Raw genomic sequence first — 16295 nt, 5'->3', positions numbered from 1 at the left:
AACGAACTTGATCTGAAACGTTCAAATTCGAACAAATGAGAGAAGAATACTATGGCAACCGGCACCGCTGCCGTTGATGCGCCGCCCCTGATATCAGCCTGGGGAGACCGCGCCGAGGCGGACTCCCTCACAGTCCTGCTGGCCGGGGCCCGTGATCGCCTCACCATCCGTCCCGCGTCCGACGCCGGGTGGCAGCGCACTGCCGGGGCGCCCCTGACCGGACTGCGCGCCCAGGCCCACACCGAAAAAGGGACACCCTGGCCACAGCCGCTGGTGTCCCACTACGCCCGCTACTTCCGTGACGGCAACCGCACGGCGTACGAGGGTCTCGTGGCGAGCCGGCAGCAGCGGCTGACGCGCGCCGTCGTCATGGCTTTGGTTGATGGTGGACCGGGCCGCGACTGGCTCGACGAAGTGATCGACGGCGCCTTCCTCCTGTGCGAGCAGAGCTCCTGGAGCTGGGCAGCCCACGATGACGTGTTCACGCGCAACGGAGAAGTTGTGCCGGACCACAACCGCCCGTACCTGGACCTCGGCGCAGGTGAGGTAGTGGCCCAGCTCGCCTGGCTTGACCATGTCCTGGGTGCACAGCTTGATGATAGGGCCCCGGGGCTGCGGAAACGGATCCGGCTGGAAGCGCACCGGCGGGTGATTGGACCGTTCCTGGATGATCTGGACTGGCATTGGCTGGGCCTCCAAGGCGACGTCCATAACTGGAACCCCTGGATCCACTCGAACATCATTGTTGCCGCGCTGTTGCTGGTGGATGATCCGCAGGTTCAGGCGCAGGTTGTTGCCCGGTGCGTTGAAGGCCTGGACCGGTTCCTGGCGTCCATCCCCGCGGACGGGGCAATCGACGAAGGCTTTGCCTACTGGTGGAACGGTGCGGGCCGCGCGTTGGAAGGCCTGGCAGTGCTGGAGCAGGCAACCGCCGGGGCCCTTAACGCGGACCTGCCGGTGATCCGGGAACTGGTGGCATTCCCCGCACGCATGCACCTGGGACACCGCTGGTTCCTGAACGTCGCCGATGGCCCGGCCCGTGCGCACCCCGGACTTCCGTGGGACATGCTGCACCGCTGGGCCAGCCGGCTGGGTGACGCTGCCGCCGTCGAGCTTTCCGCAACGTTTGCTGCAGCCGAACCCGAGCCCAACGCCGCCGCCGGCCTGGGCCGCGTCCTGACCTCCCTTACCCAACTAGGTCGCAATAGTGCGCGTTGTGAGCCCCCACAACGCGCACAAATGTCACCCAGTTGGGTGACGTACTTGCCGTCCGTGCAGATCATGGTGGCTCGCCAAACCCCCGGAACGTCCGCCGGGCTCACCCTCGCAGCGAAAGGCGGGCACAACGGCGAACACCACAACCATCGCGACGTCGGCTCCGTGGTGGTGGCCCTGGATGGCGTACCGTTGCTGGTCGACGCCGGGCAGCCCACCTACACCGCCCAGACGTTCGGACCTGACCGTTACGGGATCCGGGCCATGCAGAGCGCCTGGCACAGTGTTCCCGCGCCGTTCGGGCTGGAGCAGGGGACGGGTTCGGCGTTCGCAGCGACAGTCCTGCAGGAACCCACCCCGGAGGAGCCCATCCTGGAGCTGGGACTCGGTGCGGCCTACGGGCTGGACCATCCCGAGCAATGGATCCGCACCTCGCTGCTGAATCGGGACGCCGCCACAGTGGTGATTGATGACCGCTGGAACCTGCCGTCGTCCCCACCCGAGGGAACGCAGCCTCCCCAGGGAACGCCCGACGTCGACATCACCTACCTGGTTGCCGGCACCGTCCGCTTGGGTAGCGACGCGACGGCCACCATCACGCCGGACGGCATCCCCACGGTGGAAACCGGCAGGGGAGTCCACCTCCGTTGGAAGCCTGCCACCGCCGTCGTCCTTATTGACGAATGGTGCCTGGACGATCCGCTGCTCGGAGACATCTGGGGCGAAAAGCTCACCCGGATCCGGTTCCGCATGCCCCAGGAAAACCGCGCTTCCGGCGCATTCACCCTCACCGTGGAGGCCATTTATGACTAGCGAATCAAGCCCGGAAACCGGGAGGTCGCTCTTCTCGCTGCAACGGCGTGAGCGCCTCATGGAGGAGCTGCGCGCCCACGGGGCCATCACGGTGCGGGACATTGCCGTGAAGCTGGGCGTCAGCGAACTGACCATCCGGCGCGACGTGAACACCCTGGCCGACGAGGGCCTGGTATCCCGTGTGCACGGCGGTGCCACGCTGCCCAGTCCCCTGGACCGCTCCGCGGCAGTGGGCAGGCCTTCCGCGCACAGTTACTCAATCGGCATGGTGGTTCCTTCCCTGGATTACTACTGGCCTCAGGTAATTTCCGGTGCCCGCGGTGAGGCTGAGGTGCAGAACCTCCGAATCCTTGTGCGCGGCTCGGCCTACGATGCCGCAGATAACCGCCGGCAGGTCCAGGCGCTGCTGGACACCCAAAATATCGACGGCCTGATTGTTGCCCCGGACATGGGTGGCGCCCACGGAAAGGAGCTGCTGCGGTGGCTCAATGCCCTGCCCATCCCGGTGATCATGGCTGAGCGTCGGGCGCCGTCGGAGATCCCCTCCCATCGCCTGGAATGGGTGGCCACGGATCACTCCTTTGGGGCGGGAATGGCCGTCCGGCACTTGTGGCAGGAAGGGCACCGGATGATCGGTTGCCTCACGGATTCCACCAGCCCCACCAGCCCCCACGTGGTGCGCGGGTGGAAGCAAGCCCTTGCCGCGCTGAAAATTCCCTTGGACAAGTCCATCCATGAGGATTCGGCCAAGCTGGACAACGGCGAGCGCGCAAAGCACTTTGACCATGTTTTGGAGTTGTGCCGTTCATCCGGAACCACGGCCATGCTGGTGCACTCGGATACCCAGGCCGTCGCGTTCGTGCAGCACTGCGTGGACCGCGGCGTGGATGTTCCCGGTTCCATGGCGATCGTTGGTTACGACGACGAAGTGGCCTACCTCGCCGAGCCCGCGATTTCCGCCGTTCGGCCACCCAAGAGCTACGTCGGCAAGGTGGCGGTGCAACTCATGGCTGCGCGCCTGGCCGAAGGAAGGATGCGCCCCGTGCATCGCATAGACCTGAACCCCGAACTGATTGTGCGGGAGTCGTCCCTGGGGGCTCCCCGCGGCCTGGCCGATGTCGCGCTGGAGGACTCCCTCTGATGCCTCTTGTCCTGCCCCCTTTGGACCACGGGCTGTCCCCGTACACCGGCCTCACCAGGGACCACTGGGCTGCCTACGCGGATTACCTTCTGCGATCTGCCCACCGCTTTGGGTCCGCGGACCACGCCAACATCCACCTTCCCGGGGCCAACAGCCGGTACGGTCCGCGGAGCGATTCGTTGGAAGCCTTCGCACGGACATTCCTACTGGCCTCGTTCCGCATGGCCGGCGACCCGGCCACCACGGGCTGGATTGCCGAGTGGTACGCCGCAGGGCTCGACGCCGGTACGAACCCCGCCAACCCGGACCGGTGGCCAACCCCGGGTGAGCTGGGGCAGGCGAAGGTTGAGGCGGCGTCGTTGGCTGTCGGCTTGGCGCTGACCCGGGACATGGTGTGGGACAAGCTGCCGGGGCGCGTCCAGGAGCAGCTCATCGCGTGGTTTGAGACCGTGATCGGTGAGGAGTACCCGCCCATCAACTGGGTATGGTTCCAGATTGTGGTGGAATCGTTCCTGGCTTCCGTGGGCGGGCGGTACTCGGATGAGGACATCGACGCCGGACTGGCCGTCCACGATTCGCTGTACCGGGGCGGTGGCTGGTTTGCCGACGGGCCTGAGCGAGCTTACGACCACTATGTGGGCTGGGCGTTCCAGGTTTATCCACAGCTGTGGGCCATGATGGCGCCGTCGGATCCCAGGGTGGTAGCCCGCAAGAAGCTCGACGGCGAGCGGTTGGCGGAGTTTCTGGGCGACGCCGCCTACCTTGTGGGTGCGAACGGTGCCCCGCTCATTCAGGGCCGCAGCCTGATTTACCGGTTCGCGGCCGCAGCGCCGTTCTGGGTAGGGGAGTTGTCCGGCAATACCCCTTTGGCGCCGGGACTCTCGCGCCGGGCGGCCTCCGGGATGCTCGATTACTTTGCCCGGAACGGGTCCATCACCGGGGACGGGCTCCTGTCCATCGGCTGGCATGGCGAGTTCGCCGGAATGAAGCAGGCCTACTCCGGTGCTGGATCGCCGTACTGGGCTGCGAAAGGAATGCTGGGGCTGGCGATGCCGGCGGACCACCGCGTGTGGACGTCCGTGGAGGAGCCCCTGCCGGTGGAAGTGGGTGACACTCAGCGGTTGATTGCTGCGCCGGGCTGGCAGGTTGACGGGACTGTGGCCGACGGTGTTGTGCGCATCCGGAACCACGCCACGGATCACGCTGTTCCCGGCGCGGTGCTGGCAGATTCGCCCCTGTATGCGCGGCTGGGGTACTCCACGCACACGTTCCCGGACCTCACCCCGGAGTCCTTGGATAACGCGGTGACGTTTGAGGACTCCACCGGGCGGCTGACCCACCGGACCGGATTCGAGCACTGCGGATCGTTGACTGAAGATGGCGTACAGATCGGGGCCTCCCGCTTCACCGCCCACTGGATCCAACCGGATCCCGACTCCGGGCCGGACCATGGCAGCGGCGTTGCCGGGATCGCCACGGCCGGGCCTTCCGTCACGGTGGTGTCGGTGACACGCGGTGCGGTGGAGCTGCGGCTGGTCCGTGTCAGCGGGGTTTCCGGGGTTTCTGCCAGCACTGGTGCGTCCCTGCGGATCGGTGGCTGGCCCGTGGATTCGGCCTCTTCCATGGTCAGTACCGTGCAGGCTGTGCCGGGGTTCGGTTCGGCTTTGGATACAGCCGGGACCTTTGTCCGTTCCGGCGCCCACCCCATGGGTTTGGAGCTCACCATTCCGTGGGTGGGAACTCCGGGCGCCGCGCACGACGGGGACTATGCCGCCGCTGTGCTTCTCACCGGTGACGGAGATGCTCCAGCGACGGTGACGTACAGCGATGGCCACTTCGAATTCCCCGATGGCACGCGGCTGGCCGGTGACCTGCTCGATCGGTTCGATAGCTAGGTCTGCGAAATTTGCTGGATCATTCCATGTGGCACCGTGCTCCTTCCACGTGGTTTCGCGGTGACGTGTGGTTGCGGCAGCGAGTGATCCAGCAGAATTCATCGCTGCCGAGTAGGCTCGCGGGATGACGGATTCCGACACCAAAGCCCGGCTCCTTGCCGCCTATGACCAGCAACTGCGCACCGATGCCGAGACGCCAAGCGCTGTTGCGGTCAAGGGACTTGGCCCGCTCCGGTTGGTGACCTTCAGGGGCGGCCGTGGCTTCATCACGTACCAGGACCTGGCTGGCGCGGATGAGGAGGGCATCCGCGGCTTGGTGGAAGGGGCTCTATCCTTTTTCGAAGATCAGGCGGAGATCACCAGGATCGAGTGGAAAACCCGCGGACACGATCACGCTCCCGGGCTTCACGAAGCCCTCACAGCCCATGGTTTCACGGCGGATGAGACCGAATCGATCATGATCGGTGATGCCCGGGCCCTCACCGCGGACGTCCCTTTGCCCGAAGGTGTGACCCTGCGCCGGGTGGTGGAGGAAGCGGATGTGCGGGCCATGAGTGCCATGCAGGACGAGGTATTCGGCGATCCTGTTTCGGAGGAGATGGCCGATGCCTTGCTGCACCGGCTCTCGCTGGACGACGGCATGGAACTGTGGGTTGCTGAAGCTGACGGCAAGATGGTGAGCGCCGGACGATTGGAGCCTGTGGAAGGCACCGACTTTGCCGGGATCTGGGGTGGGGCCACCCGGCCGGAGTGGCGGGGCCGCGGAATCTACCGGGCCCTGACAGCCCGCCGCGCCCACGCAGCCTTGGCGAAGGGCAAAACACTGATCAACAGTGATTCCACCGAATACTCCCGCCCTATTCTGGAGCGCTCTGGACTGCTTAAAGTGTCCACCACGACGCCCTACCGCTGGGTGCGTGGCTGAGAAGGAACGAACGCAGTGAGGCCCCCTTGGACAACCATCCAAGGGGGCCTCACTGTGAGTGTCAGGACCTACTTACCAGCCGCGAAACTGCTCACGCACTGTCCTTGGTTCTTGTAGACAGGCGACGGACTGGTGGTCCAACCGTTGTTCTTGCACGCATCCTTGCCGGTGGAGACAACCACCCGGTACACCTTCACGGTGCCGTCCGGGGCGGTTACGGTGACTACCGCCGAAGGGCTGTCCGCGGTGGGCTGCTGGACCGTCACCTTTGCGTTGGTGTCCAGCGGGTAGCCGACGACGGCGGGTGTCGCCGTCGGTGCCAGCACCGGGTAGCCGGTGGTCCCGGGAGTGAAGCCCACCACCGAGGCCTGGTTGACGAGTAGCCTGCCGAGGTCGGCCAGTCCGGCATCAGCCAAACGGGTGCCGGCGATCGCCACCTCCGCGATCTTGGTGTACGAGCCCGGGGTGGCGAAGGCAATCCGGATGCCCCGCGTTGTTACGGCATCAAAGGACACCGTGGTGGGGGAGGAGAGGGAGAGGCCGTTGATGGTTCCCGCGGACGTGTTCTTCCATGCCCCGGCTGCGTCCTGGTACTGGACCGTGAGGCTGGCCGCGGCCTTCTCCGCAGACGTGATGGTCACCGAGGAGACGGTGTAATCGCGGGCGAAGGCGTAGCTCAGCGAATCGCCCGCCCGGCCGCCGCTCACCCAGTTGGACCATCGGGTGGACGCATTGCCGTCACACGTGTTCCTGGCGATGTACGAGCCTTCGGTGTAGCTCGCTGAGGCCGTGGTCCCGGGTTCGTCCTTGCAGATGTTGGTGACAGGAACACGGTCCACCACAATCACGGTCAGGGTTGCCGGAAGTCCGTTGGCGTTTCCGGGCACCGTCACGGTTCCCGGAGCTTGCAACTCGGTTCCGGCCAGGGAAGACCAATCCCAACTGACGTTCAGCGGGTTCCGTGCCGGTCCGTCGGCGATCTGGCCGGGAACAGTCGCCGGAGCCGCGGCTTGCACCGAGGCCACGGAGGACCCCACGCCAACCGTCACGGAAACGGGATCGGTGGCGAGGTAGGAACCAACGGTGACTGTCAGGACGGCTTCGAATGTTTGGCCGTACGGGTCCACGCCGGAACCATGCACGGTCACCTTCCCGGCCTTTTGCCACGAACCAGGATCCGCCGGTGTCCATGTAACAGCCAGTGGTTTGCCGGGACCCGCTCCATAGACCGGGGTGACAGTAGCGGGAAGGGCCGGCACCGTCCCCACAGGCGTGCTCAGCTCTAGAGGCGAAACCCCGAGCAGCTTCAACTCTGCGATGTCCGTGAAGCCCCACGCCTGGTGCGGGTTGGCCAGGGCCGTTGCGGTGGTGCCCGTGGAGGACGCCAGGCCAACGGCTGACCCCGCCGCGGTTTGGTTACCGGATACCTGGAGGGCGATAGCGGCGGCGGCGTTCACCAGCGTCCACTGCTTGCCGTTTTCCGTGGTGACCATCCACTGTGCAGAAGGAGTGGCTTTGGCCTGTTCCAGCGTCATGGACGCCACGGAAGCAGCGCCCGATTGGCTGCCGTTGAGCACCCCGCCGTTGCCGGTGAGGACCCGTCCGTCCTTGGTGGTAAGAACCCAGCGGCGGTCATTGGCAAACTCGTTGCCTGAGCCCACGGCGTTGCCTGAATCCACTGAGTTGAACGTCCACATCTGGGGAGCAATCCCCGCGGCATCGGTTCCCAGGTCCTCGATCGCAGCCGTGCCGTTCGCACGAGCGGTCAGGTACTTGCCGCTCGCCTCTCCGCTGAGGTGGTAGCTGTGGCCGTCCTTCACAGGTGCGGCGTCGTCCGAAACTCCGCTGACGCCGTCGACGACGAACGTCACCACGGACGCGGCAGGAACCTCCAGCGTTGCCGACTTGGCGGCAGTGTTCACAGCCACTGGTGCGCCCTTCACCAAGGCGTTCTTCTCGATGTCGTCCAGCGGCGATTTGGTGGTGACCACAGGCGTCACTTTGGCGCCCGGGGCGATGTTGCCGAAGCGGCTGAGGTCCAGGGTGACCTTTTCCGGCGTCGGCGTGTCATTGAAGTGGACCAGCGTGGCGCCGTTTCCGTCGGCGCGGAGTGCGCTGGCGGTCTTGGGATCGTTGTTCTGGATGAGGAAGTCGCCGGGGCGGATGTAGTGCGTGAAGTTGCGGGTGGTGTTGTACTTCTGGTTGGTCAGGACCTTGCACTTGGCGTTGTCCATGGTGGCGCCGTCGTTGATCCTGCGGTTTGAGTAGCCTTCGCGTCCGGCGTAGTTGCAGTCGAAGTCCACGTAAATGGAACCCCAACCCTTGTCCGCCTTCTCTTGTTTGTACGTGTCCTCCACAGGCTGCCAGAACACCCAGGCGTTGGGATCCAGCTCGCGCAGGTCGTTGACCATCCGGCTGGCGATGCCCAGGCCGTTGGTGATGTTGGAGCGGTCCCAGCCGCTGGTGGAGTCACCCAGGGCCGGATTTCCGGTCCAGAAGCCGCCCACTTCGCTCATCCACAGTGGCTTGTCCGTGGAGCTTGCCAGGTCCCGGACACGGCGACGGTCATTGGTGCCGTAGGTGTGGACGTTGAGCTGTGCCACGGCGTCCTTGGCTTCCTGGCTGTATCCGTTCCAGTTGGTCATGAACTTGGTGGGGTCGGTCTCGTCCATCGCGGAGATCACGGCGCCGGTGATGCCCTTGGCCAACTCCGCGGCGAGCAGCTTTGTCACCCGGTCCTGTGCAGCCGGGTAAATCAGTGCGCCCTCCTGTTTTTGCGTGTACGTGGTGGGTGGCTTTCCGGTGGCGGCGTTGATGTCCGTGCCCCAGTATCCGGAGTTCGGCTCGTTGAATGGGTCAACGGTGTCCACTGTGATCCCGCTGCCCTTTTCGAGAAGTTCGACGGCGTGCCGCATGTACGCGGCGAACTTGCCCTCCGCTTCGGGCAGCAGGTTCTCGCCCTTGGCCGTATTGACCTGCCCGGAGACGTACCCGCTCTTGGTCATGAACCACGGCGGCGAGTTGCTGAAGGCTTCCCAGTGCGTGATCTGCTGGTCCTCGGCCAGCCGTTCCACCCACCAGCGCTGGTTCTTGTCCGCGTCCGGGTTGTAGGAGGCGGGATCGTCCGGGTTCCAGGCCTTGAGGAACGCAAGCTTGTTGGCCTGCGTTGCGTCCACGCTGCCGTCAGGTTTGTAGAGGTTCGACGCCGGTTGGCCGGGTGTCGCTTCCTTGACCGGTTTCCACCAGCCCTCCACAGCGCTGCCGTCGTTGAGGTAATCCTTGACGTCCGATGCGTTGCCGCCGCCCACGTTATAGCGGGCAATGTTGAGGTTCAGGCCGTCCTCGCCGAAGACCTTTTGGTACAACTCCTCACGCAACTCCGGGGAGTATCCCGCCGTCGCGTTCGCGAACCACACCAGGCTGGTGCCCCATCCTTCAAATGCTTCGCCGCGGCTTGCGGGGTTGGGAGTGATGGTGATCGCGGTGGTGTCTGCGGCCTGTGCTGCGGGGGCTGCCGGCAGGAGTGCCAGGCCGGCTGCTGCGGTGACGGCTGCAGCCAAGGCGGCCACTGGCCTTCGGATTCTGTGTGCGGATAACGCCATGGAGGGACCTCATCGTCGAGTTTGTTTGGGGAGCTGCAGGTCGGGTGCTTGCTGCGGGTGCCGGCCCGGTCCGTTCAACCTTGCCGGGCACCCCGAGACTATGAGCCTGCGTGGGTGCTCACAATGCACTCGAACATGCTCGAACGAGCTTGATCCGAACCGCTCCCGATAGTTGCTTACCGGTGCTGCGCGAGTACGTGTATAAATGTATACAAGTACACATTTTGATGAGGACCCCCATGCCACCAGCACCACGCAACACCGGAGCGCACGTGGTGTACTCCGAACTCAAGCGCCAAATCCTCACCCTGGAGCTCGCCCCAGGCGAACGGATCTACGAGCCCGCCATGGCAGCGGCCCTGAATGTCAGCCGCACGCCGTTGAGGGAAGCGATCCGCAGGCTGATCTCCGAGGACCTCCTGGAACAGCAATCCACTGGGGGAGTGCTGGTCCCCACCCTGGACGCCACAGCTGTTTCCGAGCTGTACGGCGTCCGTGCAGCGCTGGAATCCCTCATGGCCCGCGAGGCCTGCGCCAACGCAACCCCCGGAGACCTCCAGAAGCTCAACGACATCCTGGAACGGAACGCCGCCATGGTGGGGTTTGCCGACGAAGCCATGCGGTACGGAGTGGAACTGCACGCAACCATCGCCAGCATTGCGGGCAACTCCTGGGCCAAGCGCTTCCACGAGCAAGTGGCAGGGCACGTCCAGCGATACCGGCACTTCACCAACAACTCCGCGGACCGGCGGGAAGAAGCCCTGGCCGATCACCGTGCGCTGGTGGAAGCCATCGCCTCGCAACAGCCGGACAAGGCCGCCAAGACCGCCTTTGACCACGTGATCGCCGCCCGCGACGAGACACTGCGGGCCATCTCCGGATCGGGGCTCCACAACGACGCCGGCCCGCAGTGATCGGCGAACTCGGCCGGCGCTCATCCACGGCCCTGCTGGTCCATTCGGCGTTGATCCAGGCCGTGACCTTCCTGGTGCGTCCGGCCGCCACCTATCGTGCCCTGGAATTGGATGTCCCGGCCTTCGCGCTGGGTGTCCTTGCTGCCAGTTACGCAGTCTTTCCCCTGCTGCTTGCGCTGCCCATCGGCGGACTGGTGGACCGCCTGGGCGAGCGCAGGCTCATGGCGATCGGGTCCGCCGTCGTCATGGCGTGTTCGGCGTTCCTCCTGTTATGGGGAACGTCCGTGCTGGCCCTGGTGGCCGGCACAGCCCTCCTGGGCGCCGGGCAATTGGCGTGCGTGGTGGGGCAGCAGGCGGTGGTAGCCAACAACGCCGCGGCCTCCCGGTTGGACTCTGCCTTCGGATACCTGACGTTTGCTGCCTCCTTGGGGCAGGCGCTGGGTCCGCTGGCGATCTCCGTGGTGGGCGGCGCGTCCGTGCGTCCCAATACGCAGGCGATCTTCATCTTGTCGGTGGCGATGAGCCTGGTGATGTTCCTGACCACGTTCGTGATCTCCCGACGTGTCAGCGGGCGGACCACCCCAGCGAACGGAACCCGCCCCAAGGGCAACGCCATGTCCCTCCTCAAGACCCCGGGCGTCGCCCGTGCCTTGGCCACCAGCGCCACCGTCCTTGCCGTTGTGGACCTGACAGTGGTCTACCTTCCCGCGCTCGGTGCCGAACGCGGACTCACCGCAGCAACCGTGGGCCTGATGCTCACTGTCCGTGCGGTCTTTTCCATGATCTCCAGGTTGGGGCTCGGCCGGGTGTCCCGGAAGCTCGGACGCATGAAACTCCTGGTCCTCAGCCTGGGGGTCTCCACGGTGGCGCTCGCGGTGGCGGCCATCCCCATGCCCGTGTGGTTGCTTTTTGTGGTCATGGCCTTCCTGGGCCTGGGGCTCGGCATTGGCCAACCGCTTACCATGTCCTGGCTCTCGGCCCAGGCTCCGGAGGGGCAGCGCGGAAGGGCCTTGGCGTTGAGGCTCGCGGGAAACAGGGTGGGCCAAGTGGTCCTGCCCAGTGCCATCGGCGTGGTGGCTGTGGGCCTGGGTGCTGCGGGGGTGTTTTTGGCGTCCGCAGTTGCCGTGGGCGGGACCATGCTGCTGCTGCGCGGAGTGCGGCTGGATGATTAGCACTCCAGTCACCCGAGAGGCTGTCTGAGCCCATCCCGGCCATGCACTGGCCGCGTGTTCGCCGGCCTCCTGGATTGCGAGGCCGGCTGAAGCTTACTCAGCGAACAGCGCCGCCAGGTCATCCGCCGTCAACGAACCCCCGGTCAACGCGTCGCCCTCCATCACATCGGCGAACAGCTGCGACTTCTTGACCTTCAACGCCATGACCTTCTCTTCGATGGTGTCCTTTGCCACCAGCCGGTAGACCATCACGTTGCGGGCCTGCCCAATGCGGTGGGTCCGGTCCACGGCCTGAGCTTCGGAGGCCGGGTTCCACCAGGGGTCCAGCAGGAACACGTAATCGGCCTCGGTCAGGTTGAGCCCAAACCCGCCTGCCTTCAGCGAGATCAGGAACACCGGAGCGGAGCCGTTCTTGAACTCGCTCACCACGTCTCCGCGGTTGCGGGTGGAGCCGTCCAGGTAGCAGTACTCCACACCTTCGGCGTCCAGGCGCTCGCGGACTTTGCCCAGGAACCCGGTGAACTGGCTGAAGATCAAGGTCCGGTGGCCCTCGGAAATGATGTCTTCCAGTTGTTCGAACAGCACGTCCAGTTTGGAGGAGCGCACCCCTGACAGCGATGAGTCCACCAGCGACGCATCCAGGCTCAGCTGCCGCAGCAACGTCAACGACTGGAAGATCGTGAACCGGTTCTTGTTCACGTCATCGATCAGGCCCAGGATCTTCTGCCGCTCACGTTGCAGGTGGGTTTGGTAGACCTTCTGGTGGCGCGGATTGAGCACCACCTCAAGTATTTGCTCCTGCTTGGGTGGCAGGTCCTTGATGACTTGCTCTTTTGTGCGGCGCATCATGAGCGGACGCACACGACGCCGGAGCTTACCCAGCTGCGCGGAGTCGCCGTTCTTCTCCACCGGCTTTTGGTAATTCTCGGCGAACCGTTTGGGGCTGGGGAACAGGCCCGGCGCAACAATGGACGTCAGCGCCCAGAACTCCATGAGGTTGTTTTCCAGCGGTGTACCGGTGATGGCCAGCTTGAAACGGGCGGGCAATTTGCGCGCACACTGATACGCCTTGGACTGGTGGTTCTTCACGAACTGCGCCTCGTCCAGCATCAGCCCGGCCCACGGGAAGGACGCGTAGGCATCGTAGTCAATGCGGAACAGGGCATAGGAGGTAATCACGACGTCGGCACCCACCAACGCGTCCGACGGTGTCAGGCCGCTCTTGGCGAAAGTTTCACCGACCGTCCTGACCACCAAGCCCGGGGCGAACCGCTGGGCTTCGAGGGCCCAGTTGCTGACCACGCTGGTGGGGGCCACCACCAGGAAGGGGGCCCGCGGAGTCTGGTCATCGGCAGGCGCCTGGTCATCCCGGGCCAGAGGGGCGGCCGTTTCCGTGGCCAGGTCCTTCGCCGCGCACATCAGCGCAATCGCCTGGACAGTCTTACCCAGGCCCATGTCGTCAGCCAGCACGCCACCCAGGCTGTGCTTGTACAGGAAGCTGAGCCAGTTGAACCCTTCCAGCTGATAGGGACGCAGCTCAGCGTTAAGTCCGGCCGGCAACGGCAGCCCGGTCACGCCGTCGTCGAGCAGTCCGCCCACAGCCTCGCGCCACGCGGCGGCTTGCTCGTCCACGATTCCCAGTTGGGCGAGTTCGTCCCAGAGGCCTGCCTGGAAACGGCTGATCTGCAGGGTGCCGTCCTTGTTGTCCGGGTTGTCCTGGAGGGAGCGGGCCTCGTCAATCAGTGCGCGGAGCTGGTGAAGCTCGGGAAGATCCAGCGAGAAGTAGGCGCCGCTGGGCAGCAGCATCCGGCTCATGCCGGCGGCCAGGGCGGAAAACACCGCGGCGAAGGACACAGGCTCGCCTTCGAGGGTGATCACAATGCCGAGATCGAACCAGTCGCCGCTGGCCGTCTCCGTGGTGGAGATGGAGACCACAGGGGCTTCAGCGGCCTCGCGGTAATCGGCGATCTCGCCGGAGGTTTCCACCACGACGTCGGGCAGTTCCTTCAGCGCGGGCAGCACCTCCTCGGTGAAGGCCAAGGTGTCCAGGCCGCTGAGCTCGGCCGACGCTGCCAGCCGTGGAGCGCCCCAACCGCCGGTGGAGGACTCGGCGAGCGCCGTCACCACGTCCCACGGACGCCCCAACGATTCCAGGATCCGGGCTTCCTCGGCGTCATCCCGGTAGCCACGGTCATCCGGGTGGCGCCAGAGCGGCTGTGCCGTGACCAGCGTGCCGGACTTGTAGTGCCATTCCCAGTGCAGCCGGACCTTATGGTCGTTTCCGTAGTTCGCCAGGAGGGACAGGGTGGGGACAGCCAGGGTGGGCAGCTCAACGGACTCATCCGCGGCTTGCACGGGAGTGGACTGCCGAAGCTTCGGGTAGAAGGACGTCAGGAAGCGGCCCTCGTCCTCGGCCGGGATCTGGAGTGTTTGCCCCTCGGTGATGAACTCCAGCAACTCATCGGTGATTCCGCCGTCAAGGGGAGCCAGGGTGATCAGGTTGTTTTGCTGCGGGACACCGGGCAGGGCGTCACCGGAATGCGTGAAGAAGATACCGTTGGCCGGCTTGCCGAGGAAGCCCACAGTTCCGGCATCAACCGGCTCACCACCGATGGTCACGGACGGCGCAAGCTGCAGCCCGCCGTCGGGCGTTTCGCTGGTGTTGTGGCCAACGCGCGCCAGGCTCAGTCCGACGACGGCGGGCTGGGTCTCCACGCGGACAGGCTCACTCCCAGCCGAGTGGATCAGGTGGATGCCGGCCTTTGTTGCCTCCGCCAGAAGGGTCCACAGGTTCTTGGCGGTGAAGTCGTTAAGGCTCAACCACATGGCGCCGGAGGGTTGTTGGCGGCCGTTGGGTGAGCCGTGGGCGGCCAGGAAAGTCTGGAGCCATTCCACCTGGACCTCGTTGAATTCGCGCCGGAAGCTCACGTAGCTGAGGTTGTTCCAGGAGATGTCGCCGCGGATCCATTTGCCCTTGGCGCCCATCATCACGGGGCGGGCCTTGAGCTGGCGGACACTGCGCATGGGGTCGCGGCGGCCTGTGTAGGAGAAGTGAGCGGCGGGCTCTTCCACTTCGAACTGCAGGGCAAGCGGGATGCCGGCGGCACTGGGAGCGCTTCCAGGTTTGGTGATCAACCTGTTGAGGGCTTGTTCCCATGCGGGGCGGACGGCGCCGTTCTGCTGGGGGCGTGCAGTTTGGATTCCCGGTGCCTGGGACAGGAGCTGGGCGCGGATGGTGGGGTGGTCCTCCGCCGTGAACAGCAGCGCGGCCACGTGCTTGCAGTCTTTACGGACAGGGCAGCTGCAAATACCTACGGTGCAGCTCCAGCCGCTGGGCTTGCGGACCAGTTTTGCCGACGTCGAGTATGGTTGTGGGCCGCTGCCGCGTACTTTGCCGAGGAGGAGCCCGGTGCCCGAATCGAACGAAATCCCGGTGACGCGGCTGCCCATGGCATAGGCCAGTCCGGCCGCCAGGGAGCGGTCGTTAATGGCTGGAGTCTGAATGGCCAGTTCCCAGGTTTCGTCTGTGTGGGACGGCATGCGTCGGGCTACTTTCGGCAGGAGGTTATCTGTTCAATCTTAGTCAGCAGAAAACGGCTCCCAAACTTCGCCCTCCGTTAACCCCAACCTCGATTCCGGTGGACTTCCCACGCGTACGTTGGGAGGGTCCGGAGCACCACCAGTTTCAGCAGTGAGGATTTCCCATGACTACCAACCAGTACCCCGTTGTCCTGAACAAGACCAGCTTTGCGGCCGGCACTGCGGATGTTGTGGATTCCAACGTCAACGTGGTCAATGAGATGTACCAGGAACTCCTGAACAGTGACGAGATTGCTGCAGCAGCGCTCAACAGCTACTACGTGGACTTCTACCTGACCCAGGCGCTGTCCGGCGGTTTCGCCCAGTACGTCTTCACGGCACCGGAACGTGAAGAAGTGGATGCCTTTGTCCGTGCGGGGCTTTCAGAAATGGGCGCCGACCGCCACCTCGATTTGTTCAACCGGACCGCGGCTGCCTTTGACGCACTGACAGAGGACGAAGCCGAGGCCTACCTCGATGGCGAATTGGACGAATCCGAGACCCCTCCCGCGTCCGTTGTTGCCGTGGATGAGCTGGATGGCGAGTTCGAAGCCCTCCTTGAAGAGGAAGACATCATGGAGCTCAACGCCGCTTACCTCCGTGATCAATCCGAGCTCCTGGTGCTGTCCGACGAGGAAATCGAGGCGCACATCGCCGAGCGTGTTGCCCAGGTGCCGGACCTCGCCGAGCGCCAGGCCGAAGCCGAAGAAGAAGCTTTGGCCAACGCTCCCGAGTTCGAGGTGATCATCCGCGAACTGTGCGATGTTGCAGGGTACTCGTTGGAAAAGATCACCATGGGCGATCCCAACTACCAGCACGACGGCGAAACCACCTTGGCCTGGCACTTCACCACCGATCACGGCGACTACATCATGGTGGAAGACGACGACGAGGCGTACATGATCCACCCGGAGACCAAGGAGATCATCGCGGCCGTGGAGTTTGAGGAGCCGGAGTTCGCTGACGCGTAGGTCCTTCTTTTCGCCGGGATCGCCGGAACGCTGCAGGATCGCCGGAGAGTTCCGGCGGTCTGGACGCG

Annotated in this window: 9 protein-coding genes; 7 read left to right on the top strand and 2 right to left on the bottom strand. The window is 64.9% G+C overall.

What is annotated here, in order from left to right:
- The first annotated feature begins 51 nt into the window (after positions 1–51).
- The 4 genes from JOE60_RS15640 to JOE60_RS15625 all read left to right on the top strand — a co-directional run bounded on the left by JOE60_RS15640 (position 52) and on the right by JOE60_RS15625 (position 5989).
- Positions 52–2028, top strand: coding sequence for a heparinase II/III family protein (locus tag JOE60_RS15640; protein ID WP_167267461.1), 1977 nt, complete (start codon positions 52–54; stop codon positions 2026–2028).
- The gene (locus JOE60_RS15635; RefSeq protein ID WP_167267459.1) at positions 2021–3169 is read left to right on the top strand and encodes a LacI family DNA-binding transcriptional regulator; all 1149 of its coding nucleotides are present in this window, start codon (positions 2021–2023) and stop codon (positions 3167–3169) included. Before JOE60_RS15640 ends, JOE60_RS15635 begins: the two co-directional genes overlap by 8 nt.
- Entirely contained in the window at positions 3169–5064 is a 1896-nt protein-coding gene (locus tag JOE60_RS15630; protein WP_167267457.1) for a DUF2264 domain-containing protein, read from the top strand. Before JOE60_RS15635 ends, JOE60_RS15630 begins: the two co-directional genes overlap by 1 nt.
- A 124-nt stretch (positions 5065–5188) precedes the next feature.
- Complete coding sequence (locus JOE60_RS15625; RefSeq protein ID WP_167267455.1) at positions 5189–5989, top strand: GNAT family N-acetyltransferase; 801 nt, start codon at positions 5189–5191, stop codon at positions 5987–5989.
- Between the two features lie 68 nt (positions 5990–6057).
- Here the strand turns inward: JOE60_RS15625 and JOE60_RS15620 are convergent, their stop codons facing one another.
- Positions 6058–9558, bottom strand: coding sequence for a discoidin domain-containing protein (locus tag JOE60_RS15620; protein WP_167267452.1), 3501 nt, complete (start codon positions 9556–9558; stop codon positions 6058–6060).
- A gap of 272 nt (positions 9559–9830) precedes the next feature.
- On the opposite strand from JOE60_RS15620, the gene JOE60_RS15615 reads away from it, so the two are divergent.
- Complete coding sequence (locus tag JOE60_RS15615) at positions 9831–10505, top strand: GntR family transcriptional regulator (protein WP_167267450.1); 675 nt, start codon at positions 9831–9833, stop codon at positions 10503–10505.
- On the top strand, positions 10502–11677 hold the full coding sequence (locus JOE60_RS15610) for an MFS transporter (protein WP_167267449.1): 1176 nt from the start codon (positions 10502–10504) through the stop codon (positions 11675–11677). The genes JOE60_RS15615 and JOE60_RS15610 overlap by 4 nt, the downstream gene beginning before the upstream one ends.
- A gap of 93 nt (positions 11678–11770) precedes the next feature.
- Here the strand turns inward: JOE60_RS15610 and JOE60_RS15605 are convergent, their stop codons facing one another.
- Positions 11771–15217, bottom strand: coding sequence for a DEAD/DEAH box helicase (locus JOE60_RS15605; protein WP_167267447.1), 3447 nt, complete (start codon positions 15215–15217; stop codon positions 11771–11773).
- Between the two features lie 164 nt (positions 15218–15381).
- Here JOE60_RS15605 and JOE60_RS15600 point away from each other — a divergent pair, with 164 nt between their 5' ends.
- Positions 15382–16227 carry a DMP19 family protein gene (locus tag JOE60_RS15600; protein ID WP_167267445.1) on the top strand — a complete coding sequence of 282 codons (846 nt, stop codon included), beginning with the start codon at positions 15382–15384 and terminating at the stop codon, positions 16225–16227.
- Positions 16228–16295: the final 68 nt, after the last annotated feature.

The organism is Paenarthrobacter ilicis (genome assembly GCF_016907545.1).
GTDB lineage: Bacteria > Actinomycetota > Actinomycetes > Actinomycetales > Micrococcaceae > Arthrobacter > Arthrobacter ilicis.
The sequence above is the reverse complement of the archived record's forward strand: the minus strand, read 5'-3'. Positions and strand labels throughout refer to the sequence as shown.

Coding starts and splice junctions, on each gene's coding strand:
- JOE60_RS15640 (WP_167267461.1), top strand. CDS start 52: ATGGCAACCGGCACCGCTGCCGTTGATGCGCCGCCCCTGATATCAGCC.
- JOE60_RS15635 (WP_167267459.1), top strand. CDS start 2,021: ATGACTAGCGAATCAAGCCCGGAAACCGGGAGGTCGCTCTTCTCGCTG.
- JOE60_RS15630 (WP_167267457.1), top strand. CDS start 3,169: ATGCCTCTTGTCCTGCCCCCTTTGGACCACGGGCTGTCCCCGTACACC.
- JOE60_RS15625 (WP_167267455.1), top strand. CDS start 5,189: ATGACGGATTCCGACACCAAAGCCCGGCTCCTTGCCGCCTATGACCAG.
- JOE60_RS15615 (WP_167267450.1), top strand. CDS start 9,831: ATGCCACCAGCACCACGCAACACCGGAGCGCACGTGGTGTACTCCGAA.
- JOE60_RS15605 (WP_167267447.1), bottom strand. CDS start 15,217: ATGCCGTCCCACACAGACGAAACCTGGGAACTGGCCATTCAGACTCCA.
- JOE60_RS15600 (WP_167267445.1), top strand. CDS start 15,382: ATGACTACCAACCAGTACCCCGTTGTCCTGAACAAGACCAGCTTTGCG.